19 protein-coding genes and 2 tRNA genes are annotated in these 22,245 nt (G+C 67.6%); 11 read left to right on the top strand and 10 right to left on the bottom strand.

Annotation, left to right across the window (positions count from 1 at the left end; translation table 11 throughout):
* The first annotated feature begins 163 nt into the window (after positions 1–163).
* The 3 genes from gltX (at position 164) to EDF39_RS12030 (ending at position 2,738) form a co-directional block, all read left to right on the top strand.
* Positions 164–1,654: a glutamate--tRNA ligase gene (gene gltX / locus EDF39_RS12040; RefSeq protein WP_123943366.1), complete on the top strand. Its 1,491-nt coding sequence runs from the start codon at positions 164–166 to the stop codon at positions 1,652–1,654.
* Entirely contained in the window at positions 1,651–2,601 is a 951-nt protein-coding gene (locus tag EDF39_RS12035) for an NAD(P)/FAD-dependent oxidoreductase (RefSeq protein WP_123943364.1), read from the top strand. The genes gltX and EDF39_RS12035 overlap by 4 nt, the downstream gene beginning before the upstream one ends.
* A 65-nt stretch (positions 2,602–2,666) precedes the next feature.
* A tRNA-Gln gene (locus EDF39_RS12030) sits at positions 2,667–2,738 on the top strand.
* 175 nt (positions 2,739–2,913) lie between these two features.
* Here EDF39_RS12030 and EDF39_RS12025 read toward each other — a convergent pair.
* The 4 genes from EDF39_RS12025 to EDF39_RS12010 form a co-directional block, all read right to left on the bottom strand.
* Positions 2,914–3,897: an NAD(P)-dependent oxidoreductase gene (locus tag EDF39_RS12025; protein WP_123943362.1), complete on the bottom strand. Its 984-nt coding sequence runs from the start codon at positions 3,895–3,897 to the stop codon at positions 2,914–2,916.
* A complete protein-coding gene (locus EDF39_RS12020; RefSeq protein WP_123943360.1) occupies positions 3,894–6,482 on the bottom strand; it encodes an alpha/beta fold hydrolase in 2,589 nt (862 codons plus the stop codon). The genes EDF39_RS12025 and EDF39_RS12020 overlap by 4 nt, the downstream gene beginning before the upstream one ends.
* Before the next feature lie 68 nt (positions 6,483–6,550).
* Positions 6,551–7,573, bottom strand: a complete 1,023-nt coding sequence (locus tag EDF39_RS12015) for a 3-oxoacyl-ACP synthase III (RefSeq protein ID WP_233573053.1) — start codon at positions 7,571–7,573, stop codon at positions 6,551–6,553.
* A gap of 123 nt (positions 7,574–7,696) precedes the next feature.
* A complete protein-coding gene (locus EDF39_RS12010) occupies positions 7,697–8,302 on the bottom strand; it encodes a D-alanyl-D-alanine carboxypeptidase family protein (RefSeq protein WP_123943356.1) in 606 nt (201 codons plus the stop codon).
* A 182-nt stretch (positions 8,303–8,484) separates the two neighbouring features.
* On the opposite strand from EDF39_RS12010, the gene EDF39_RS12005 reads away from it, so the two are divergent.
* Positions 8,485–8,560, top strand: a tRNA-Thr gene (locus tag EDF39_RS12005).
* Between the two features lie 100 nt (positions 8,561–8,660).
* Positions 8,661–8,846 (top strand): hypothetical protein, encoded by a 186-nt coding sequence (locus EDF39_RS12000; protein ID WP_055963829.1) that lies wholly within the window; start codon positions 8,661–8,663, stop codon positions 8,844–8,846.
* 107 nt (positions 8,847–8,953) lie between these two features.
* Here the strand turns inward: EDF39_RS12000 and EDF39_RS11995 are convergent, their stop codons facing one another.
* Positions 8,954–9,535: a nitroreductase family protein gene (locus EDF39_RS11995; RefSeq protein WP_233573054.1), complete on the bottom strand. Its 582-nt coding sequence runs from the start codon at positions 9,533–9,535 to the stop codon at positions 8,954–8,956.
* On the bottom strand, positions 9,532–9,939 hold the full coding sequence (gene msrB / locus EDF39_RS11990; RefSeq protein ID WP_055963824.1) for a peptide-methionine (R)-S-oxide reductase MsrB: 408 nt from the start codon (positions 9,937–9,939) through the stop codon (positions 9,532–9,534). The genes EDF39_RS11995 and msrB overlap by 4 nt, the downstream gene beginning before the upstream one ends.
* 133 nt (positions 9,940–10,072) lie before the next feature.
* Between msrB and EDF39_RS11985 the strand changes: the two genes are divergently transcribed.
* The 5 genes from EDF39_RS11985 to groL all read left to right on the top strand — a co-directional run bounded on the left by EDF39_RS11985 (position 10,073) and on the right by groL (position 14,327).
* Entirely contained in the window at positions 10,073–11,056 is a 984-nt protein-coding gene (locus tag EDF39_RS11985; RefSeq protein WP_123943354.1) for a DUF2332 domain-containing protein, read from the top strand.
* A gap of 61 nt (positions 11,057–11,117) precedes the next feature.
* Complete coding sequence (locus EDF39_RS11980) at positions 11,118–11,387, top strand: DUF3263 domain-containing protein (protein WP_055964110.1); 270 nt, start codon at positions 11,118–11,120, stop codon at positions 11,385–11,387.
* A gap of 29 nt (positions 11,388–11,416) precedes the next feature.
* Entirely contained in the window at positions 11,417–12,025 is a 609-nt protein-coding gene (locus tag EDF39_RS11975) for a LytR C-terminal domain-containing protein (protein WP_123943352.1), read from the top strand.
* 223 nt (positions 12,026–12,248) lie between these two features.
* The gene (locus EDF39_RS11970; protein WP_055963817.1) at positions 12,249–12,452 is read left to right on the top strand and encodes a cold-shock protein; all 204 of its coding nucleotides are present in this window, start codon (positions 12,249–12,251) and stop codon (positions 12,450–12,452) included.
* A 255-nt stretch (positions 12,453–12,707) separates the two neighbouring features.
* Entirely contained in the window at positions 12,708–14,327 is a 1,620-nt protein-coding gene (groL, locus tag EDF39_RS11965) for a chaperonin GroEL (protein WP_055963814.1), read from the top strand.
* A gap of 368 nt (positions 14,328–14,695) precedes the next feature.
* On the opposite strand, the gene EDF39_RS11960 is transcribed toward groL, so the two are convergent.
* Positions 14,696–16,357 carry a cell wall metabolism sensor histidine kinase WalK gene (locus tag EDF39_RS11960; protein ID WP_123943350.1) on the bottom strand — a complete coding sequence of 554 codons (1,662 nt, stop codon included), beginning with the start codon at positions 16,355–16,357 and terminating at the stop codon, positions 14,696–14,698.
* A 137-nt stretch (positions 16,358–16,494) separates the two neighbouring features.
* Here EDF39_RS11960 and fdhA point away from each other — a divergent pair, with 137 nt between their 5' ends.
* Positions 16,495–17,721, top strand: a complete 1,227-nt coding sequence (gene fdhA, locus EDF39_RS11955) for a formaldehyde dehydrogenase, glutathione-independent (RefSeq protein ID WP_123943348.1) — start codon at positions 16,495–16,497, stop codon at positions 17,719–17,721.
* A gap of 64 nt (positions 17,722–17,785) precedes the next feature.
* Here the strand turns inward: fdhA and EDF39_RS11950 are convergent, their stop codons facing one another.
* The 3 genes from EDF39_RS11950 to EDF39_RS11940 all read right to left on the bottom strand — a co-directional run bounded on the left by EDF39_RS11950 (position 17,786) and on the right by EDF39_RS11940 (position 22,234).
* The gene (locus tag EDF39_RS11950; protein WP_055963805.1) at positions 17,786–18,478 is read right to left on the bottom strand and encodes a response regulator transcription factor; all 693 of its coding nucleotides are present in this window, start codon (positions 18,476–18,478) and stop codon (positions 17,786–17,788) included.
* 83 nt (positions 18,479–18,561) lie between these two features.
* Positions 18,562–20,196, bottom strand: a complete 1,635-nt coding sequence (locus EDF39_RS11945; protein WP_123943346.1) for a DNA repair helicase XPB — start codon at positions 20,194–20,196, stop codon at positions 18,562–18,564.
* Between the two features lie 58 nt (positions 20,197–20,254).
* Entirely contained in the window at positions 20,255–22,234 is a 1,980-nt protein-coding gene (locus EDF39_RS11940) for a helicase-associated domain-containing protein (protein ID WP_123943344.1), read from the bottom strand.
* Between the last annotated feature and the right edge of the window lie 11 nt (positions 22,235–22,245).

Here is a 22,245-nt window from a genome sequence, read left to right as displayed (position 1 = left end):
AAGACTCTCAGCGCCGATGGTACTGCAAGGGGGACCTTGTGGGAGAGTAGGACACCGCCGGACTCAACTTCAGCAACACCTTGAAAGCCACCCCACCACGGGGTGGCTTTCTTGCGTTTAACCCACCAATCGGTTGCCGCCGTCGAAGGTAAGATTGCTGTCGATGTCTGCCTCCTTCACGACCGCAACCGGCGCCGATGTGCGCGTCCGGTTCTGCCCCTCGCCCACCGGAACCCCTCACGTGGGTTTGATCCGCACGGCGCTCTTCAACTGGGCCTACGCCCGCCACACGGGCGGCAAGCTCGTGTTCCGAATTGAAGACACCGACGCCGCTCGCGACAGCGAGGAGAGCTACGGGCAGATCATCGAGGCCCTCCGCTGGTTGAAGCTCGACTGGGACGAGGGGGTCGAGATCGGCGGTCCGCATGCGCCTTACCGCCAGTCGGAGCGCCATGACATCTATCAGAGCGTCATCGAGCAGCTGAAAGAGCGAGGGCTGCTCTACGAGAGCTTCGCGACCGGTGAAGAGATCGAGGCTCGGAACATCGCGAACGGGCGAGATCCTAAGCAGGGGTACGACAACTTCGAGCGCGAGCTCACCGAAGAGCAGCGGTCGGCGTACCGAGCCGAGGGGAGGGCGCCGGCCCTCCGGTTGCGAGTGCCTGACCGCGACCTCAGCTTCGATGACCTGGTGCGGGGCGAGATCACGTTCCCTGCCGGATCCTTCACCGACTTCGTCGTCGTGCGCCCCAACGGGATTCCTCTGTATACCTTCGTGAACCCGCTGGATGATGCCCTCATGGGCATCACTCATGTGCTTCGCGGAGAAGACATCCTCTCGTCGACGCCGCGGCAGATCGCCCTTTACGAGGCGCTGTACGAGATCGGTATCGCGAAGTTCATTCCGCGATTCGGCCACCTTCCTTATGTCATGGGGGAGGGCAACAAGAAGCTCTCCAAGCGCGACCCCGAGTCGAATCTGTTCCATCACCGAAGCAATGGTTTTATCCCGGAAGGGCTCGTCAACTATCTCGCTCTTCTGGGGTGGTCGCTGACCCACGATCGCGACGTCTTCTCGCTCGTCGAGATGGTCGCGGCGTTCGACGTCGAAGACGTCAACCCCAACCCCGCTCGTTTCGACCACAAGAAGGCCGAGTCGATCAACGGTGATCACATCCGTCTTCTCGAGCCGGCCGACTTCGCGTCGCGGCTGGTGCCCTATCTCGGCGAGTACATCTCGACACCGCCCACCGAGGCGGAGCGGGCCATCCTCGACGCTGCGGCACCGCTGGTGCAGGAGCGCATGCAGCTCCTCGGCGAGACTCCCGGTCTGCTCGGCTTCCTGTTCACGGCCGATACCGACCTCGACTACGCGGCGGATGCGCTCAAGACGCTGGGCGACGGTGCCCCGGATGTGTTGCGCGCCTCGATCGCTGCCGTCTCGGGCATCGACGAGTGGACGCACGCGGCCCTCGAGGAGTCGCTCCGCAGTGCCCTCGTCGACGAGCTGGGCCTCAAGCCGCGGAACGCGTTCGGCCCTCTCCGCGTCGCCATCTCGGGTCGCCGCATCAGCCCTCCGCTGTTCGAGTCGATGGAGATCCTCGGGCGCGAGTCGACGGTGGCGCGGCTCGAGAAGCTGGCGGGGCAACTGTGACCGAGGCTGAGACAGAGACCGTCTACGACGTCGCTATCGTGGGTGGCGGGCCGGCGGGGCTCAGTGCCGCGCTGAACCTGATCCGTGCGCGACGCAGCGTGTTGCTCATCGACAGCAACCGCCCGCGTAACTCCGCCACGTTGATGTCGCACGGATTCCTCACGCGAGACGGCATCTCTCCGCTGGAGCTCCGCAAGCTCGGTCGCGACGAGTTCCTCGCATACGAGGGCGCCGAGCACCGGATGACCATGGTCCAGTCGATAACCCGCGGCGACGACGGCTTCGTGCTGGAGTGCGAGCTCCGTCGCAAGACGAGTCGAGCCGTGGCAAAGGTCGTTCTCGTCGCGACGGGCCTGCAAGAGACACTCCCCGACATCGAAGGCCTCCGCGCGTTTTACGGCACGGCATTCCACAGCTGCATCGAATGCGACGGATACGACAAGCGCGATCAGGCGCTGGCGGTCATCGGGGAGGAGCCCGACCTGGCGGAGCGCGCCCTGCTCCTCAGCCAGTGGAGCGCCGACCTGCGCGTCTGCACGAACGGCGCCGACAGTCTCACCCTCCTCGACGAGCAGGCTCTCGACGCTCGAGGGTTCACGGTCGATCGCCGTGTCATCGCCGAGATCCAAGGCGGACGGGAAGGCGTCACCGGCATCCGGTTCGAAGACGGCGACGTCGTAGCCATCGAGGGAGGCTTCGTGCGGCCCGCGTGGGCGAGCGAACTCGGCTACCTGGCCCCGTTGGATCCTGCGTTCGACACCGACGGTCTGCTGGTTGCTGACGGACACGGTCGAACGTCCGTCGACGGGCTCTACGTCGCCGGGGAGTCGACTGCCCCCGGCCCTCAGCAGCTCATCGTGGCCGCGGGTGCCGGTGCGCGCACAGCGGCCACCATCAACCGCGATCTCGTCGGTGGCCTCCACGAGCTCGCCGATGCTGTACAGTAGATCCGGTTCGGCAACGAGCTACAACGACTGAAACGCGTTGCTTGCAAGCAATGCATAACAGTCATTGGGGTATGGTGTAATTGGCAACACGACTGATTCTGGTTCAGTTGTTCTTGGTTCGAGTCCAGGTACCCCAGCAATCGAATCCCCTGTGCACTCGCAAGCGAGAGCCCGGGGGATTGCTGTTTGTTCCTTTAAACGACGCTAAAGAGGGACGCTGGCGCGTCCGGGGTGAGCCCTTGCTTCGCTCGGACCGATAACGGGGGCGGGGTCAGCAGGGCCAGGGCCGGCTGGCGCGTCCGGGGCGAGGGGTCAGAGGGCAGGGGAGCCTGAGGCGTACCAGGCAGCGAGGCTAGCGAAACCCGCGTCGAGAGAGACCGACGGGTGCCAGTCGAGATCGTGGCGAGTGCGACGCTGATCGAACCAGTGCGCCGTCGACAGCTGCTCGGCGAGGAAGCGGGTCATCGGGGGCTCGTCGAGGCCGGGGCGAAGACGCCAGACAGCCTCGATGAGCGAACCCGCCGTGGTCGCCAGGCGAGCCGGAATGCTGCGCTCGGGCGCGGGCACACCCGCGGCGCGACAGATACCCCCGAGGAGTTCGGCAACGGGCCGAGGCTCCCCGTTCGTGAGAACGTACGCCCGACCATGCACATCCACCGCGCGAGCGAGCGCCTGAGCGATACCGGTCGCCGCATTGTCGATGTAGAGCGTGTCGATCAGGGCGGTACCGTGCGCGAGAAGGGGCAGGCGCCCCGAGCGGGAGCGATCGACGATGCGAGCCACGAGCTGGGTGTCTCCGGGGCCCCAGACGAGATGCGGACGCACCACGACGACCGAGAAGTCTGCGGCATCGGCGGCCAGCGCCAGGAGTTCAGCCTCGGCCTTGGTGCGCGCGTAAGCACCGCGGGCCCGAGGCGGATCGGCGGGGCCGGCGCCCTCGCCTGACAGAGACGAGCCCGAGTGCGCCACCGAGGGCGACGAGACGAAGACGAAGCGGCTCACTCCGGCGCGCGCCGCTGCCGCGAGAAGCAGCTTCGTGCCGCCCACGTTGACCGCCTCGAACTCGGAGGGATCGCCCGCCAGTGACACCTTGGCCGCCAGATGCACGACCGAATCCACCCCGACCAGGGCACGTTCGACCGCTGCGGGGTCGGTGATCGACCCGGTGTGCCCCTCAGCGCCGTCGACACCCGACGGACGCCGTTGGAACGTGCGGACCGAGACACCACGGCGGAGCAGCTCGACGGCGACCGCTCGACCGAGCAGACCCGAGGCGCCGGTGACGAGCGTGGTCATCTCGGAGCGACCAGCGGGCCGCCCTCGAGAATCGACGCGGCCCAGGTGGCGAGAGCAGTGCGGTCGATCTTGGAGTTGTGGCGCACATCGGTGGGCAGAAGCGGCACGACCAGAACGGCTGCGACCTCGAGTCCCGCGACGTCGCGAACGGCGGAGGCGAGCTCAGGATCCGACAGGGCCACCTTCCGAGCACCCGGCTCGGTTTCGACCACGGCCACCGCGACCTGCGTTCCACGTGGTCCGACCCCGACGAGCGCGGCACGCCGAACGCCAGGCACCGACTCAAGCCGCTGCTCGGGCCCGACCGGGGTCACCGCCCCGTCAGGCGTCGAGAGCACGTGTGGCAGGCGGCCTTCGATCCAGAGCCGACCGTCGCGGTCGATGTGGCCGACGTCGCCCGTGCGGTGCCATCGTCCGGCGGGGACATCTCGACGGGAGGCGCGGTCGGTCAGCCAGAGCCTGTCGTAGTGGTCGAAGAGGTGCGGCGCGGAGACGACGATCTCGCCGGTGGTGTCGACCACTTCGGAGGGTTCGCCTCTGGCGACGCCGTCGCGGTCGAGAGCGCTGATGCGGATCTCGACGCCCGCGATCGGTCGACCGACGCAGACGCCTTGCGCAGCCTCGGTCTGCCCACGGGCGGCCAGCACCTCGTCGAGAGTCACGTCGGTCATCAGGAGGCCCTCGGTCATGCCGTAGGGCGTGTGCGGCACGGCATGGGGCATGAGCGCCCCGGCTGATTCGAGGAGGGCGGCGGAGACGGGAGCGCCCGCCGAGAGGAAGGTGCCGACCTGGTTCAGCGCCTGCTGGTGCCCCTCCGAGAGGTCGCCCGCGGTGGCAACGACGTTCGTCAGGGCCGCGGGCGAGAGGAACAGCACCGTGGCGTCGATCTCGGCGGCCGCTGCAGCCACCGCCGTCGCGGTCAAAGTGGCGGGAGAGGTGACGTCCATCGCCGGTGTCACGGAGCGGGCGCCGAGGGCGGGGCCGAGCAGGGCGAAAGGCGCGAAGCCGGCGACAATGCCCGTCGAGGGTCCGACGCCGTAGGTCGCCCCCAGGGTCGAGCAGAGAGCCGCGAGCCGGCGGTGGGTGTACGCGACGCCCTTCGCCGGGCCGGTGGACCCCGAGGTGAACAGGATGGCCGCGAGATCGTCGGCGCCGGGCGCCTCGGGCAGGCCGATCGCTGAAGCGGCACCCAGCGACACCAGCTCGGGGACGGAGTGCGCCACTCCGAGGGCCTTCTGGGCTGCGGCGGGGAGCGCGGTCGTCGAGATCTTCTGGCCCGGCCAGCCGAGGGCACGAGCGGCGCTCAGCCCAGGGAGGGCGCCGATGAGATGGGCCGGCCACGCGCCACGCACGGCGCGGGTGAGCCCCTTGACGCCAAGACCCGCGTCGGCGACCACGACCACGGCCCCCAGGCGAAGGCAGGCGTAGAGGACGGCCGTCAGATCGGCCCCCGGAGGCACGAGCAGCGACACGCGGTCGCCACGTTCGACCCCGGCAAGGGCGAGGCCCTTGGCGAGCCGGTCAACGCGACGAGCGAGGCCGCGCCAGGTCAGGGAGGTACGGGTGCCGCCGGGCGTGGTCGGCATCTCGACCAGGGCGACCCCGTCGGACTCGCGCCTCTCGTCGAGGGCGCTGAGGAGAGAACGGAACGCGGGCTGCGCGGTCGCCGGCACCGGGGGATCCTCGGCTTCGGAACCACCGAATCGATCCCCGAGCCAGGAGAGCGTTGCGCTCGCGAAGTCGACGTCTTCGGCGACGAGGTGCCCCGCACCCTCGAAGCGGTGCACGTCGGCGTGCGGGAGACGGTCGACGAGATCGTCGAGATAGCGATCGCTGAAGATCGGGTCGCGGGGGCCCCAGAGGAAGAGGGCGGGAACGGTCAGGGCGCGGAGGCCCTCGGCGACACGTCGTCTCTCGGCATCGCTGACATGGGAGGCGTCGACGGGGATGTCGGCGACGAATCCGCCGACTCCGCCGCGGCGATCGGCCGAGCGATAGGGGGCGCGGTACGCCTCTTTGACGTCGAGGGCGAGCGGCGGGTGCGCGAGCGCGAGCGTGGTCTCGATGAAGGCGGGGGTCGAGACGGTGGCGGCTCCGAGAACTCCCTTGCCGAGAGTGAGGCGGAGCGGGGCCGGGATCTTCGACGACTCCGGCTGATGCACGGCGGTGTTGAGCAGCAGAACGCCGGCGAGGAGGTCGGGGTGGTCGACGGCCCAGCCGAGCGAGATGACGCCGCCCCAGTCGTGGCCGAAGGTGACGACGGGGCCGGAGAGCTCGAGCGCGTCGGTGAGGTCGGAGAGGTCTCCGACTCGGAGGGTGAGGTCGCGCTCCACGCCGGTGCGCTCGGAGAAGCCCATGTCGAGCTGGTCGACGGCGATGACGCGCCAGACGGGGCCGCCGGATCGGGCCTGGTCGGTGGCCGCCGAGACCAGAGACCGCCAGAGGTACGACCACGTGGGGTTGCCGTGCACGCAGAGGATCGTGCCCACCGGCTCCAGACCCTCGTCGGTGAGGACGGGGCCGGAGTCGAGCACGTGCCAGGTACGACCGGCGGCCGGCACCAGCCGGGAGAACGAGTCGTCCATGCCGGGCAGGCCCCGAGGGGGGAGCGAAGCGGGGGCGACCTGCCGAGCCGCCCGGGGGAGGCGAGAAATCACCAGGCGAGTTCGGTCATGGCCGTGTTGATGCCGGAGCCGACCCCCATGAGGAGCACGCGATCCCCCTTGGAGAGCGTCTTGGCCTCCTGGGCGAGTGTGATGGGGATCGAGGCCGACCCGACATTGCCGAGCGTCGGGTAGGTGAGGGGGACGAGATCGCGATCGATACCGGCCGACTTGACGAAGTCGGCCGTGTGGATGTCGGAGACCTGGTGCATCACATAGCGATCCATGTGCGACCAGTTCCAGTCTTTCGCAGCATCGCGCCAGGCGTGGACCACCAGTTCCATGCCGTGCTTGAGGAGCCCGGCCGCGTCGGTGAACATGCCGTTGACCGTGCCGACGCAGAGGTCGTTGTACTGGCTCGCCGAGCGCGTGATGCCACCGATGATGCGGTGCCCCTCGGGATGGCGGTCAGCGCGACCGAGGACGGCAGCGGCGGCACCGGAACCGAGGGTGAGGCTCGCGAACTCGCTCATGAAGTCGCGACGGGCGATGTCGCCGTTAAGGAGACGGTCGACCGTGTTGGTCTGCACGTCGTCGAAATCTTCGCCGTCGACGACGAGGGCGTAGTCGACCTGACCGGCGTCGATGAGCGAAGCCGCGAGATTCATCCCGTTGACGAAACCGAGACAGGCGTTGGCGATGTCGAAGTTCAGGGCGGCCGAGCCGAGCCCGAGCCCGTCATGGAGGTGCACGGCAACGGACGGCTCGAGGTTGCGGCGCGTGATCGAGGTGTTGATGAGTAGCCCGATCTGATCAGGCCGGATGCCGGCCTCGTCGAGCGCGCGCTTGCCAGCGGCGATGGCCGCCTTCTCGAACGTCTGACCGTCGCTCCAGTTGCGCCGCTCCATTACGCCGGCGACGCGCTGCAGCAGCCCCTTAGGAAGCTTCAGTCGTTTCAAGACGGGTTGTAGTCGTCGATCGAGCTCGTCGGAGGTCGTTACACGCTGCGCCAACTCGCTCGTTACCGAGAGGAGGGCGACGTTTTTGTGCCTCGTCGTTGCATTTCCGTCCAACGGAGCTCCCTGTCCAGTTGTCGCGGGTCGATTTTGTACCCCCTGGAGTTTACGACCGCAGTGACTGGATGGTTGCCGGATGCCCTGTACCCGCATATGCCGTGGCTGGCATATAGAACTGTCTTACTTTTTGACGGGAGTGAACTCGAAGTGCCAGGGCTCGCCGAAGTTGTTGCCAATGGGCTTCCAGCCGTACTTCGGGCCGTACTTGTCGGCCCAGCGCTTCTGAGCGCTTCCGGCGGTCTGCACACCCGAATTGAGATCCATGGCCAGCGCCCATCCGTGGACGCTGGTGCCGGGAACGGCGGCCACCGACACGTTCTTCTTCTTCGTCCAGTACTTGCCGGCGTACGCGACGCTGTTCGCCACTTTCTTCGAGTGCTTGACGTAGCGCGAGTTCCAGATCGAGACCTGTTTGTCGTAGCTGCGGTAGCCCTCGGTGACACCCAGCTCTTTGCCGAACTTTTTCTTGAAGGCCTTGTTCATCGACCCGTAGCCGGCCGCCGCGTCGATGCGGAGATAGCCGTTCGGGATGGCGATGAGCTTGGAGAGAGGGATCTTGCCATTGGTGTAGCCGCCCCAGGCCTGGGCGGGGGTGGCGGACGTGCCGACGACGAGGCCGAAGGCGAGCAGGAGAGCGAGTGCAAGAAGTGCCACGCGGCGAGGCGTGGTGAATGCCCGCAGTCGTGAGGCCGAGGTCATCGTCGGCTCGAGGGTTCCCGTGATCATGGAACGACCCTCGCATCATCCTGCAGGATGATCTTCCCCCAGTGCGGGTCGCCCCACTTCGGGGGGCCCGTCGGCGTGTCGCCTTGCTCGGGACCGAAGCGGAGACGATTCCGGGCCGAACCGACTCTCAGCGGGGATCGTCGTCGTCCGGTCCGCTCGGGGCGGTTACACTGGTCGCACTTGCCGACTTGGCGCAATTGGTAGCGCAGCTGTCTTGTAAACAGCAGGTTGCGGGTTCAAGTCCCGCAGTCGGCCCCACTCGTTTTCGACCCTGGTCGACCCCGGTGCCGCCTCGCGAGGCGGTGAGTCTCTCGAGGGCTTACGCTAGGGGGAGTTCGAAGCCTTTGAGGAGCCCCGCTTGTCTAACATCGTCATCGCCGTTGTCGCCATCGCGCTTTTCGTTTTCGGTATCTTCTGCTTCGGCCTGGCTTTCCAGGTGCCCGAGGCCTGGCGCTTCCTGACCTTCTTCGGCGGAATCGTGGCCTGCACCGTGGCGCTGTTCATCCCGATGAACTTCATCGGCCGCAGCAACCGCTCCTGGTAGCCCAGCCTCTTCTCAGAGGCTCAGTCGCTCGCAGGAGCACAGTGGCTCTCACCAACGACAAGACCGGCCCGCCGCGAGCGGAGAGCCGGTCTTCGTTGTGAGTGCTTCTAGAGTTCGGTGACGAAGCTCGAGGCGTCGACCGGCTTGCGCGGCTTGCGTTCGCGGTGGTCGACTCCGCCGACGTAGAGCCAGCCCAGAAGGTTCTCGCCCTTCGACAGCTTGTGCGCCTTTCTGACTTTCTTGGCACGCGTGTCGGTGCCGGTGCGCCAGAAGACGCCCCAGCCGGCCTCGTCGAGCAGCAGGCTGAGCAGGTGCGCGACGCCCGAGGCGACTGCCTCCTGCTCCCACTCCGGAACCTTGCGGCTCTCTCGCGGCGACGACACGATCGCGACGACCAGCGGCGCACGAAGCAGCTTGCGGGCACCCTTCTCGACCGAGTCGCCGTTCGCGCCGCCCGCCTTCGCGAGAGCGCGCCCGACCTTGAGCCGCGCATCACCGCGGAGTGCGATGAGCCGCCAGGGCGCGAGGTGCGAGTGGTCGGCGACCGTCGCCGCGGCTGCCACGAGCTCGAGGAGCTCGTCGTGTGACGGGGCCTCCTCGGTGACGGTGGAACGGGAACGGCGACGCAGAACGGCTTCGCGGACGGGCGAGGCCGTCAACGACGCTCCGGCGGTGTCGGAGAGGTTCACGCCTGCTCGTCGGCCTTGAAGTTCAGCGAGATGCTGTTCATGCAGTAGCGATCGCCAGTGGGCGTGCCGAAGCCATCGTCGAAGACGTGGCCGAGGTGCGAACCGCAGTTCGCGCAGCGGACCTCGGTGCGGACCATGCCGAGCGACTTGTCTTCGATCAGCTGGACGGCGTCGGGGTTGACCGACTCGTAGAACGACGGCCAGCCGCAGTTCGAATCGAACTTCGTGCCGCTCTTGAACAGCTCGTTGCCGCAGGCGGCACAGGTGTAGAAACCGGCCCGGCTCTCATCGAGCAGCTCGCCCGTCCAGGGGCGCTCGGTTGCGGCTTCGCGCAGCACGGCGAACTCTTCCGGGCTGAGCTCTTCGCGCCACTCGGCGTCGCTCTTCTCGACCTTGTACTCCATGGGTGCTCCTTCGTTCGGGGCCGGGACCGCTGGGTGCAGGATCCGGCTACCCCATTCAACACTGCACGCCCGGTGATGATTCCGTGTATGCACCCGGAACGCCGCCCGCACAGCGGGCCGTAGGCTCGGCGGCATGAGCACGGCGGACCGCTTCCAGGAATTCGCGGCGGTGGCGGCGGCCGGCGGCTCGCCGATCTACGCCGACTGGGCAGGCGGGATCGCCGGTGACCCGAGGCTCGTCGAGATCGTCGACGCGGCGCCCACAGGATCGCGGCAGCCCGTGCTCGTGCTGGCCGTGTGTCGGATCCTGGGGGCGCAGCTCTCTCCGTTCGGCTCGCTCCGGGCCTGGATGCTCGACCATGCCGACGCCCTCGTGCTCGAACTGGGGCGACGGCTCACGCAGACGAACGATGTGCGGAGGTCGGGGCCGGTCGCTCTCGCGTTGGCCTCCGCTGGAATCGCCGGACCGATCGCGCTGCTCGAGGTGGGAGCGTCGGCAGGGCTCGGCCTCTACCCCGACCGGTTCGCGCTCGCGGTCACCGCCGAGGAGTCCGCGTTCAGTCTGGGAGACACCACGAGCGACGTCCGCCTGGCCACGGAGGTCGCCGGGCCGTGGTGGGGCGACGAGGATCCCACGCTGCCGCGCATCGAGGTACGGCTCGGCCTCGACCTGCAGCCCCTCGCCGTGGCCGACGACGACGCCCGCCGCTGGCTCGAGACGCTGCTGTGGCCGGGTCAAGAGGACCGCGTGGATCTGCTGCGTGCGGCCCTGCGGGTGGCAGTGCAGGATCCGCCGACGTTGGTGACAGGAGACGCTGTCGACGGGCTCGAAGAGTTGGTCGCCCGCACCCCGCGGGGGCTCACGCCGGTGGTGGTCTCGACCGGCACCCTCGTCTACCTGCCGGGAGCCAGGCGCCAGGCGTTCGTCGACCTGGTGACCCGGCTCGGCGTGCGGTGGATCGCCTACGAGCGCACCGGGCTGCTGTCGGGAGTGCAGGCGACCGTGTCGGATCCTGGTCGTTTCACAGGGCGACCGGAGGCCTTCGCGACGCTTTCACTCGACGGTGTCGCGCTCGCCGTGGGAGATGCGCACGGGACGCGAGTGCAGCCGGTCTGACGCGTGTCGGCCCGGGCTCGCTACCCGTGCGATCTAGGATGACGGCAACCGGAGGGTGCAGATGCAGAGCGACGAGGAGTACGTGCGCGGTCTCAGTGACCGCGATCGGCGCCTTCTCGACTTCGAGCAGAATGCCCCCGCCTCACCTCCGCGCAAAGCGGCGGCGATCCGGTCTGAATTGGGCCTTTCTGCCCCGCGATACCAGCAGCTGCTCGGTTCGCTCATAGAAAGACCCGATGCACTTGCCTACGCGCCGATGCTGGTCGGGAGGCTGCTGCGCCTGCGCGACTCCCGCGCCGCATCGCGCAGCGCCCGGACTTTCGGCCGCTGACCGCCCGATCACGGAAGACCAGACACCGCATGGCCAAGTTCCCTCAGGACCGTTTCGATGGCGTCCCCGACTCGCTGCTGCGCGTCGGCGCCCACCGCTCCGGCGTTCGGCGGCACCTCGGTTTGATCATCTTCGCGTGGGCTTTCCTCGCCGTGGGCGTCTTGACGGCGGGCGGCATCGCCTGGCTCACCGTGACCAACGACAGCTTCCAGTTCCGTAGCTCGGCGTCGACGAGTTCGAGCAGTGCGACGCCGAAATCCACGACGACGGGCACCGCCACCAGCGGGGCGACGAAGACCCCCGCGGCGACTCCGACAGCCGCGCCCCTCGCCGACCCATCGAAGGTCGACTCCACGAAGACGACCATCACCGTGCTCAACGCGACCACCACCACGGGCCTCGCCTCGACTGCCGGAACCACCCTGACGAACGCCGGCTGGGTCGTCGGCAACATGGGCAACGCGTCGTCACAGGTCTCGACCTCCGTGGTCTACTACGACGACTCGGCGGCTGACAACGAATCGATCGCCCTCGGCATCGCGAAGTCGCTCGGGATCAACACGGTCGAGCAGAGCACGGCGTTCCCCGGCGCGACGATCACGGTGATCCTCGGAGCTGACTTCAACGCCCAGTCGTGAGCCATCGGTAAGCAGCGTCTCGAAGCTCTGCGTGACGGGAAATGACGCCTTCGGTTACGGCCGTGTAAACAACAGACCGTTTGGCGCCTCCCGGTCCGATTTTTCGGGCGGCACCCCCCTTTTCGGCCCGGCTCTTTATTACTATCTGGGATCAGTCGGCCCCTCCGCACCGGTCCGTGCCGGCTGGGCAGCGCCACCGACAGACACAGCTAGGGAGTACGAAATGGCCAACGGAACCGTGAAGTGGTTCAACGCGGAAAAGGGTTACGGATTCATCACCGTCGAGGGGGACGGGCAGGACGTCTTCGTCCACTATTCAGCCATCGACATGAGCGGATACAAGGTGCTCGAAGAGGGCCAGGCCGTCGTGTTCGAGGTCGGGACGGGTAACAAGGGCCCCCAGGCCGAAGCCGTACGCCTCGCCTGAGTCGTCGGAGCAGAGAAGCGCCGTCCGCGAGGGCGGCGTTTTTCGTGTGGGCGACCGTTTCGGGAGGCGACGGTCGGGCGGTCTCGGGGGTTTCGGATCCTTGCCCAAGGGGCTCCTGAGAGCACTTGCACTCGATACGGCAGAGTGCCAGAATCAATTGGCACTCTCGATGAGGGAGTGCCAAAAGACTCACCTGATATACGGCACCAGCCGGGGCAGCGTGCCCCACGACGTCCGGGAGGGACGAAAAACCACATGGCTAAGATCATTGCTTTTGACGAAGAGGCCCGACGCGGCCTCGAGCGCGGCCTGAACATTCTTGCCGACGCTGTAAAGGTCACCCTCGGCCCGCGCGGTCGCAACGTCGTTCTGGAGAAGAAGTGGGGCGCCCCCACGATCACCAACGACGGTGTCTCCATCGCGAAAGAGATCGAGCTCGACGACCCCTACGAGAAGATCGGCGCCGAGCTGGTCAAAGAGGTCGCGAAGAAGACCGACGACGTCGCCGGAGACGGCACGACGACGGCTACCGTCCTCGCCCAGGCACTCGTGCGCGAGGGCCTCCGCAACGTCGCCGCCGGCGCCGACCCGATCAGCCTCAAGCGCGGCATCGAGAAGGCCGTCGCGGCCGTCTCCGCCCAGCTGCTCGAGAACGCCAAAGAGATCGAGACCAAGGACGAGATCGCCGCTACCGCGTCCATCTCGGCTGCCGACCCCACCATCGGTGCACTTATCGCCGAAGCGATCGACAAGGTCGGCAAAGAGGGCGTCGTCACCGTCGAGGAGTCGAACACGTTCGGCACCGAGCTCGAGCTCACCGAGGGCATGCGCTTCGATAAGGGTTACCTGTCGCAGTACTTCGTCACCGACCCCGAGCGCCAGGAAGCCGTCTTCGAAGACGCCTACGTTCTGATCGTCAACTCGAAGATCTCGAACATCAAAGACCTGCTGCCCATCGTCGACAAGGTCATCCAGTCGGGCAAGCAGCTCCTCATCATTGCGGAAGACGTCGACGGAGAGGCTCTTGCGACCCTCGTCGTCAACAAGATCCGTGGCATCTTCAAGTCGGTCGCAGTCAAGGCTCCCGGCTTCGGCGACCGTCGCAAGGCGCAGCTGCAGGACATCGCCATCCTCACCGGTGGTCAGGTCATCGCCGAGGAGGTCGGACTCAAGCTCGAGAACGCCACCCTCGACCTGCTCGGCCGTGCCCGCAAGGTCATCATCACCAAAGACGAGACCACCATCGTCGAGGGTGCTGGCGACGAAGAGATGATCGCCGGTCGCGTCAAGCAGATCCGTGCCGAGATCGAGAACACCGACAGCGACTACGACCGCGAGAAGCTCCAGGAGCGCCTCGCGAAGCTGGCCGGTGGCGTCGCCGTCATCAAGGCCGGCGCCGCAACCGAGGTCGAGCTCAAAGAGCGCAAGCACCGCATCGAAGACGCCGTTCGCAACGCGAAGGCCGCCGTCGAAGAGGGCATCGTCGCCGGTGGTGGAGTCGCGCTGATCCAGGCCGGCAAGACCGCTCTCGCGACCCTCGAGCTCGAGGGCGACGAGGCGACCGGTGCGAACATCGTGCGTGTCGCCATCGACGCTCCGCTCAAGCAGATCGCCTTCAACGCGGGCATGGAGCCCGGCGTCGTCGTCGACCGCGTGCGCAACCTCGACGTCGGATGGGGCCTCAACGCCGCGACCGGCGAGTACGTCGACATGCTGGCCGCCGGCATCATCGACCCCGCCAAGGTGACGCGCTCCGCTCTGCAGAACGCCGCCTCGATCGCCGGCCTCTTCCTCACCACCGAGGTCGTCGTCGCAGACAAGCCCGAGAAGAACCCGGCCCCGGCCGGCGACCCCACGGGTGGCATGGACTTCTAAGTCCGCTTCGCTTCACGACTCAGGCCGGTTCCCCCTCGGGGGAGCCGGCCTTTGCCGTTGCCGGTGGGCGTGCTGCCGGTGGGCGTGCTGCCGGTGGGCGTACTGCCGGGCGCGCCCCGCGGCTAGGCGACGCGGATCGGCCATTGCGTCGTGGCGCGCCGGGTCGGTTTGGCCGAAGCGCGTCGGTTCGTGCGGGGTGGCGCCGGCCGGCAGCGCGCGCAGGATCCGCGGGGCGCTCTGCAGACGGTGACGAGGTGGCGCACCGTAAGGCGACGCGGATCGGCCATTGCGACGTGGCGCGCCGGGTCGGTTTGGCCGAAGCGCGTCGGGTTGCAGAGTGCGGCCGGGCGTCAGCGGCCCGCGCGGCGTCAGGAGAGCGTGGGAACCGGGCCCGCAGGCATCAGGGGCAGAGAGACGCGGAAGGTGGCGCCACCGCCGGGGGTGTCGAAGACGTCGACGTCGCCGTGGTGGGCGGCGACGATACCGGAGACGATCGCGAGGCCGAGACCCGAGCCGCCGGTGTCGCGGGTGCGCGAGGTGTCGGCCCGCCAAAAGCGCTGGAAGATCTTCTCGCGGATCTGCGGCGGGATGCCCTCGCCGTGGTCGATGATGTCGATGGTCGCCATGCCTCGGCCGGGGTCGGCCTGGACGGCGAGCTCGATCGGAGCGTCGTGGTCGGTGAATCTCATGGCGTTGCCCATGAGGTTCGTGACCACCTGGCGAATCTTGTTCTCCTCGCCGAGGATCACCGGGCTGACGACGCCGTCGCCGGAACCATCGGCACTCGGAGCATCCAGCGCGTCGGTGCCCGCTTCTGCTGCGCGGGCGCGTCGGATCCTGAGCCGGGCCAGGGTCGCCCCGGCGAATGCGATCGGACCTGTCGTGCCGGGGGCGAGCGGTGCGACGGGGCCCGGGGCGACGACGTACTCGTCGCTCGACTCGTGGCCCGGATCGACCGGCTCCCGCACGAAGACGCGGATCTCGCGGTCGGTGTTGGACGCCATCGTGTCGAGTGCGGAATCGCGGGCGATAGTCACCAGATCGACCGGGCCGAGCTCGAGGGGCTTGGACTCGTCGAGACGCGCTAGCTGGAGGAGGTCTTGGACGAGGACGCCCATGCGGATCGCCTCTTTTTCGATGCGGTCCATGGCCTGGGCGACGTCTTCGGGCTTGGTGAGGGCGCCCATGCGGTAGAGCTCGGCGTATCCGCGGAGCGAGACCAGGGGCGTGCGGAGCTCGTGGCTGGCGTCGCCGACGAAGCGGCGCATCTGGTCGATGGTCTTCGCGCGGTCGTCGAAGGCGTAGTCGATGCGAGAGAGCATCGTGTTGAGGGAGCGGTTGAGCCTGCCCACCTCGGTGTTCGGCGTCGTGGTGTCGAGCCGCTGACTGAAGTCGCCGTCGGCGAACCGGGCGGCGGTGTCTTCGACGTCGCGCAAGGGGGCGAAGGTCGAGGTCACCAGGAGCCTTGTGATGGCAGCGCCGAGGACGACCACGGAGAGGCCGAAGCCCAGGAAGATGTACGAGAACCGGGTGATCGTCGCGTTAGTGGTCGCGAGGTTCGTGCCGGCCACCACGGTCGCCTCGACCGACTGGCTCGTTGATTTGTTGGTGAGGGTCGTGTGATCCGCGTAGAGGCGCCACTCCTCCGTGCCCAGGGCGTTGTAGGTGCTGAAGGCCGTCGGGTGTGTGGCGGCCGACTGCTCGGTGAAGTCGGGAAGATACGGCGTGGACGACGCGGGCAGAGACGCACCGTTGTCGCAGAGAAGTTCTCCGTCGTTGGAGAAGATCGCGACGTAGCTGGTCTTGTAATTGCCGAAGTTCGAGGTGCAGGAGTCGGCGCCATCCCACTGGATGCTTGCCGCCCCCGTTTTCAGGTCGCGGTCGACCTGGCCATAGAGATACGTGCTGAGCACCGTCATCGTGCCGAGGCCGGCGACGAGCAGCCCGAGCGTCACCAGGCAGACGGTGATGCCGGTGATCTTGGTTCGGATGGAGATCTCGTTCCACCACTGCGAAAGGCGTGAGTGCATGACTGCGCCAGATTAGCGGAGGGGCCTGGAGAAGCCTCGGGGCGAGAAGTTGGATTCACGGCGCACGCACCGGTTTCGACCTCTAGCGTCGGGTGTAGCGGGAGCACACCGCGACCGCGTGATCAAGGAGGATCGCAATGGCAGGAAACAGAGCCGTCGCCTACAAGGGGCCGGGCGAGGTCGAGGTCATCGACACCGACTACCCGACATTCGAGCTGAAAGACGGCCCAGGGGTCAATCCCGCTAACGTCGGCAGGCAGGTCAAGCACGGGGCGATCCTCAAGACGGTCGCCACTAACATCTGCGGTTCCGACCAGCACATGGTCCGTGGTCGGACAACGGCTCCCACCAATCTCGTGCTGGGTCACGAGATCACCGGCGAAGTGGTCGAGGTCGGGCCCGACGTCGAGTTCATCAAGGTCGGCGACCTCGTGTCGGTGCCGTTCAACATCTCGTGCGGTCGCTGTAAGAACTGCAAGGAGCGCAAGACCGGTATCTGCCTCAACGTCAACCCGGATCGCCCCGGAAGCGCCTACGGCTACGTCGACATGGGCGGGTGGGTCGGTGGCCAGGCCGAGTTCGTGCTGGTGCCGTACGCCGACTGGAACCTCCTGCGCTTCCCCGACAAAGACCAGGCCCTCGAAAAGATCATGGATCTGACGATGCTGTCGGACATCTTCCCGACCGGATTCCACGGGGCCGTGACCGCAGGCGTGGGCGTCGGCTCGACGGTGTACGTGGCCGGTGCAGGCCCGGTGGGCCTTGCTGCCGCGACCAGCGCGCTCCTTCTCGGCGCGGCGGCCGTGATCGTCGGCGACATGAACGAGGGCCGTCTGGCGCAGGCGCGAAGCTTCGGCTGCGAGACGGTCGACCTTTCGAAGGGTGGGCCGGCCGAGCAGATCGAGCAGATCCTCGGCATTCCCGAGGTCGACTGTGCAGTCGACGCCGTCGGGTTCGAGGCGAAGGGGCACGGCCACGACGCCAAGGAGGCGCCGGCCACCGTGCTCAACTCGCTCATGGACATCACCGCGGCCGGTGGGGCGATGGGAATCCCGGGGCTGTACGTCACCGGCGACCCGGGCGCCGCTGACGAAGCGGCCCAAAAGGGATCCTTGTCGCTGTCGCTCGGAACCGGATGGGCCAAGTCGCTGTCGTTCACCACGGGCCAGTGCCCGGTGATGAAGTACAACCACGGGCTGATGCAGGCGATCCTGCACGACCGGGTGCACATCGCCGACAACGTCAACGCCAAGGCGATCAGCCTCGAGGATGCCCCGCGCGGCTACAAGGAGTTCGACGCCGGCTCGGCGACCAAGTACGTCTTGAACCCGAACGGTTACCTGGACGGCGCGAAGGCCGCCTAAGCACGATCGGAATGCACGAACGCCGTGACCCGGAAAGGGTCACGGCGTTCTTGTGTGGAGCGGCTCAGACCTTGGCGGCCTTCAGCATGTAGCCGAAGCCACGCTTGGTCTGGATGATCGGCTCGGCCGAGAACTGGTCGAGCTTGCGGCGGAGGTACGAGATGTAGCTCTCGACGATGCCTGCGTCGCCGTTAAAGTCGTACTCCCACACGTGGTCGAGGATCTGCGCCTTCGACAGCACGCGGTTGGGGTTGAGCATGAGGTAGCGGAGCAGCTTGAACTCGGTCGGGCTGAGCTCGATGGCCGTCTCGCCGATGGTGACCTCGTGCGTGTCTTGATCCATGGTCAGCTCGCCGGCGCGGATGATCGCGTCTTCGTCTTCGTTCATGGTGCGACGCAGGATGGCCTTGATGCGCGCGACGATCTCGTCGAGGCTGAACGGCTTCGTGACGTAGTCGTCGCCACCGACCGTGAGGCCCGTGATCTTGTCTTCGGTGTCGTCTTTGGCCGTGAGGAAGAGGATCGGCGACGTGTAGCCGGAGGAGCGGAGGCGCTTGGTGACGCCGAAGCCGTTCATGTCGGGCAGCATCACGTCGAGGATGATGAGGTCGGGCTCCTCTTCGAGGACCGCGGAGATAGCCTGAGCGCCGTTGCCGACGGCACGCACGGCGAAGCCGGCGAACCGGAGGCTCGTGGTCAGGAGGTCGCGGATGTTGGGCTCGTCGTCGACGATCAGGATCTTGGGGCCATCGCTCATGGGTCAAGTATCTGCGCGCCGTCTAAGCGTTTGCTGAGAGCTGGGCGTGCGCGCTATGTCTACGCGCTGGTGCTCAGCCCGGCTCAGGCGGCCAGGGCCGGCGAATCGAGGATCGTGTAGCTGTAGCCCTGCTCGGCGAGGAACCGCTGGCGGTTCTGAGCGAAATCCTGATCGACCGTGTCGCGGCTGACCAGCGTGTAGAACGAGGCCGGAATGCCGGACTTCTTGGGGCGCAAGAGCCTGCCCAGCCGCTGCGCTTCTTCTTGACGCGAGCCGTAGGATCCTGAGACCTGAATTGCGACCGTCGCCTCCGGCAGATCGACGGAGAAGTTGGCCACCTTCGACACCACCAGCACCTTCACCTCGCCATCGCGGAAGGCCTGGAAGAGACGCTGGCGTTCGTCGACGGGTGTCGATCCCGTGAGCTTGGGGGCGTCGAGAGCCTCGGCAAGCTCGTCGATCTGGTCGAGATACTGCCCGATGACGAGGATCTGCTCGCCCTCGTGCTTGTCGACGAGCTGGCGGACGACGTTCATCTTGACGGGCGCCGTCGCGGCGAGCCGGTAGCGCTCTTCGTCGGGGGAGGCGGCGTACTGAAGGCGCTCCTCTTGGGGGAGGTCGACGCGCACCTCGTAGCAGTTGGCCGGCGAGATGAAGCCCTGGGCCTCGATCTCTTTCCAGGGGGCGTCGAAGCGCTTCGGACCGATGAGGCTGAAGACGTCGCCCTCGCGGCCGTCTTCACGGACGAGCGTCGCGGTGAGGCCGAGGCGCCGCCGTGCCTGCAGCTCGGCGGTCAGCTTGAAGACGGGCGCCGGAAGGAGGTGCACCTCGTCGTAGACCACGAGGCCCCAGTCGAGAGCGTCGAGCAGCGACAGGTGGGTGTACTTGCCCGCCCGGCGCGCGGTGAGGATCTGGTACGTCGCAATCGTCACGGGCTTGATCTCTTTGACCGCGCCCGAGTACTCGCCGATCTCGTCTTCGGTCAGTGAGGTGCGCTTGAGGAGCTCGTCGCGCCACTGGCGAGCCGAGACCGTGTTGGTCACGAGGATCAGCGTGTTGGTCTTCGCCTGCGCCATGGCACCGGCGCCGACGAGCGTCTTGCCCGCCCCGCAGGGGAGAACGACGACGCCCGAGCCGCCCTCGAAGAAGTTGTCGACCGCCTTCTGCTGGTAGTCGCGGAGGTTCCACTCGGAGGTGTCGAGATCGATGGCGTGCGGGGTGCCGGGGGTGTAGCCGGCGTGGTCTTCGGCGGGCCAGCCGAGCTTGATGAGCTGCTGCTTCACCTCGCCGCGAGCCCACGGCAGGAGCTCCCAGAGATCGTCGGCCCGCTTGACGCCGAGCAGCTCGCCGATCTTCTTCGCGCGGGTGACCTCGCTCAGGACGGCCTTGTCGGTGCCGCGAAGCAGAAGCTGATCGCCGTCGCGCTCGATGACGATGCGGCCGTACCGGGCGACGGTCTCGGCGATGTCGACCGAGACGCTCTGCGGCACCGGAAACTTCGAGTATTTGTCGAGGGTCGCGAGCATGTCGTCGGCGGAGTGGCCGGCGGCACGGGCGTTCCACAAACCGAGGCGCGTGATGCGGTAGGTGTGCACGTGCTCGGGTGCGCGCTCGAGCTCGGCGAACACCGAAAGGTCGTGTCGGGCGTCCTCCGCATCGGGGTGGGCGACCTCGAGGAGGACGGTGCGGTCGCTCTGGACGATCAACGGGCCTGGCATAACCGGTCAGTATATGCGCGGGGCCTGTGAGCGGCTCCGGGTTGCGCCGGAGCCGCGATCAGGCGGGCGGAGTAGCGACGGCGACGATGCTCGACAGGGGCAGCGTGCGCTCGATGTCGGACTTGCGGTCGCGCCCGCGCACCCGGCCTCCACCGACGCCGGTGGGCTCCATCGTCAGCTGGCTCGTCGTGCCGTCGGCATGCGCGAGGGTGATCAAGACCGTCAATCGAGCGTGGGCGGCCGAGTCGAGCTGGCGGGAGATCCACGCCCGCTCGGTGTCGTCGTCGGTGCCGGAGGAGGCCTGAACGCGCTCCACCAGGGCGACGAGCGGATCGACGGCGACCGGCGGGGCAGACCGGCGCGGGCGGCGGCGAAGCGGCGGCCTGGTCGGTCGGCGATCGGCGTCTTCGAGCAGAACGGGATAGCGCTCGTCGAGCAGAGCCCAATAGACCGTCTCCGCGTCGAACCGGCTCAGCATCACGAGAGGGCCCACCCGGAACAGGCCGATCGGTCGGAGCGCCTGATCGACCTGAGCGGTGTCGAGAAGGGCCGGATCGTCGGCGCGAAGCTGGCTGACAGCACCGAACGACGTCGCCTGAGGATCCAGGTCGGCGGCCCCGAGATCAGCCACCCGATAGCGTCCGTGCCGGTCTGCCGTCTCGGTGAGCAGATAGTCGACCGGCTGGGGGATGCCGGTAGAGGACAGGGAGGTGAGGAACTCGCGGAGGCTGTCGGCGGTCTCGCCCGAGCTGAGGGCGGCCTGGATCCTTGCCTCGGTGATTCGGTACGTCGCCGCGAGACCCGCGCTCTCGACATCGGCGATCAGGCGGAGACGAGCGTCGAGGTCGGGCGCGAGAGGGCCGGGAGCGACGACGGTCAGATCGTGCTGCAGATACACCTGGTCGATGGGCTGGGGGAGGAGGCCCCGGACGATCTCGGTGGCGGCTTCGACTCCATCGCCGAGCAGCGCGACGGCGGCGGAGGTCGGGCGCGACCCCGAGGTCAGACCGAAGAGCTCGGCCGCCCGAGCGAAGGCATCAAGGCGCTCGGCGACCCACGAGCCGCCGGCGGGGAACAGCCACTCGCTGAACGTGCGGAGCGGCTCGCCCCAGGACGTCGAGCTGCGCTGAGCCAGGACGGTGCGCACCTCGGCGGGCAGCGCGTCGAGCCAGGCCGACACGAGCGAGGCCCAGCGGTCGGCCCAGGTCGAGAGGAGCCACGCCTCGGCGTTCGGGCCGGGAATCCAGCCCTCGGGGCCGAGCTCGACCAGGGACGCGGCCCGGGCCGCCACGAGGATCGGTGCCACGTCGTCGACGTCGATCCGAGCGGCCTCGGCGAGGCGCCGGCTCTCGGGAAGCGCCAGGCCGCCACGAGCGAGCTCGCGCGCTGGGGCGTCGGTCACAGCGCGGACGATCTCGGCGACCTCCACGACGATCGCGTAGAGACGCTCGGCGCTCGCCGTGTCGTGTGCGGCCTTCGCCTCGTCGTCGAGCTGCTCGACGGCCTCGAGCACGACAGGCGGACGGATGCCGGCGAGGCGGGCGAGAGTGAGCAGCGGGTCGTCGTCGAGGGCCTCGGTGACGGTGTCGAAGGCGGTGGCGGTGGGTGCTGCGCTGGTAGGGGCGTCGGTGGCTGGTGAGCCGGTGCCTTCTGTGTCGGTGGCGTCGGTGCTGTCGGTGCTGTCGGTGCCGTCGGCGCTGTCGGCGCTGTCGGTCAACAGGAGTACGAGCAGGCGCTCGGAGAGTCGGGCGAAGGCCGCTTCGACATCGTCCGTCGACAGATCGAAGGCGGCTTCGGCTCGCTCGATGACCAGCGCGGCGTCGGCAGCGGTCGCCGTCGTGCGGAGAGCGATCAGCGACACACGGTCGAGGCGACTCAGCACCTCACGCAGTGATGCCCGGTCGAGCAGGGTCTCGGCGAGGTCGAAGGCGTCTTTGACCGTGTTCGGTCGCGGCACGGTGCGGCCGAGGAGTCGAGCTCGGAGGGTTTCGGCGTCGAGGGCGCGGAGCACGCCGGCGAGGTCGAGGGCGCTAGCCACGGGGCGCCTCT

This window comes from Frondihabitans sp. PhB161, from assembly GCF_003814635.1.
In the GTDB taxonomy this organism is placed as follows: Bacteria; Actinomycetota; Actinomycetes; order Actinomycetales; family Microbacteriaceae; genus Frondihabitans.
Note: the sequence above shows the minus strand (reverse complement) of the source record. Positions and strands in the feature narration are given on the sequence as shown.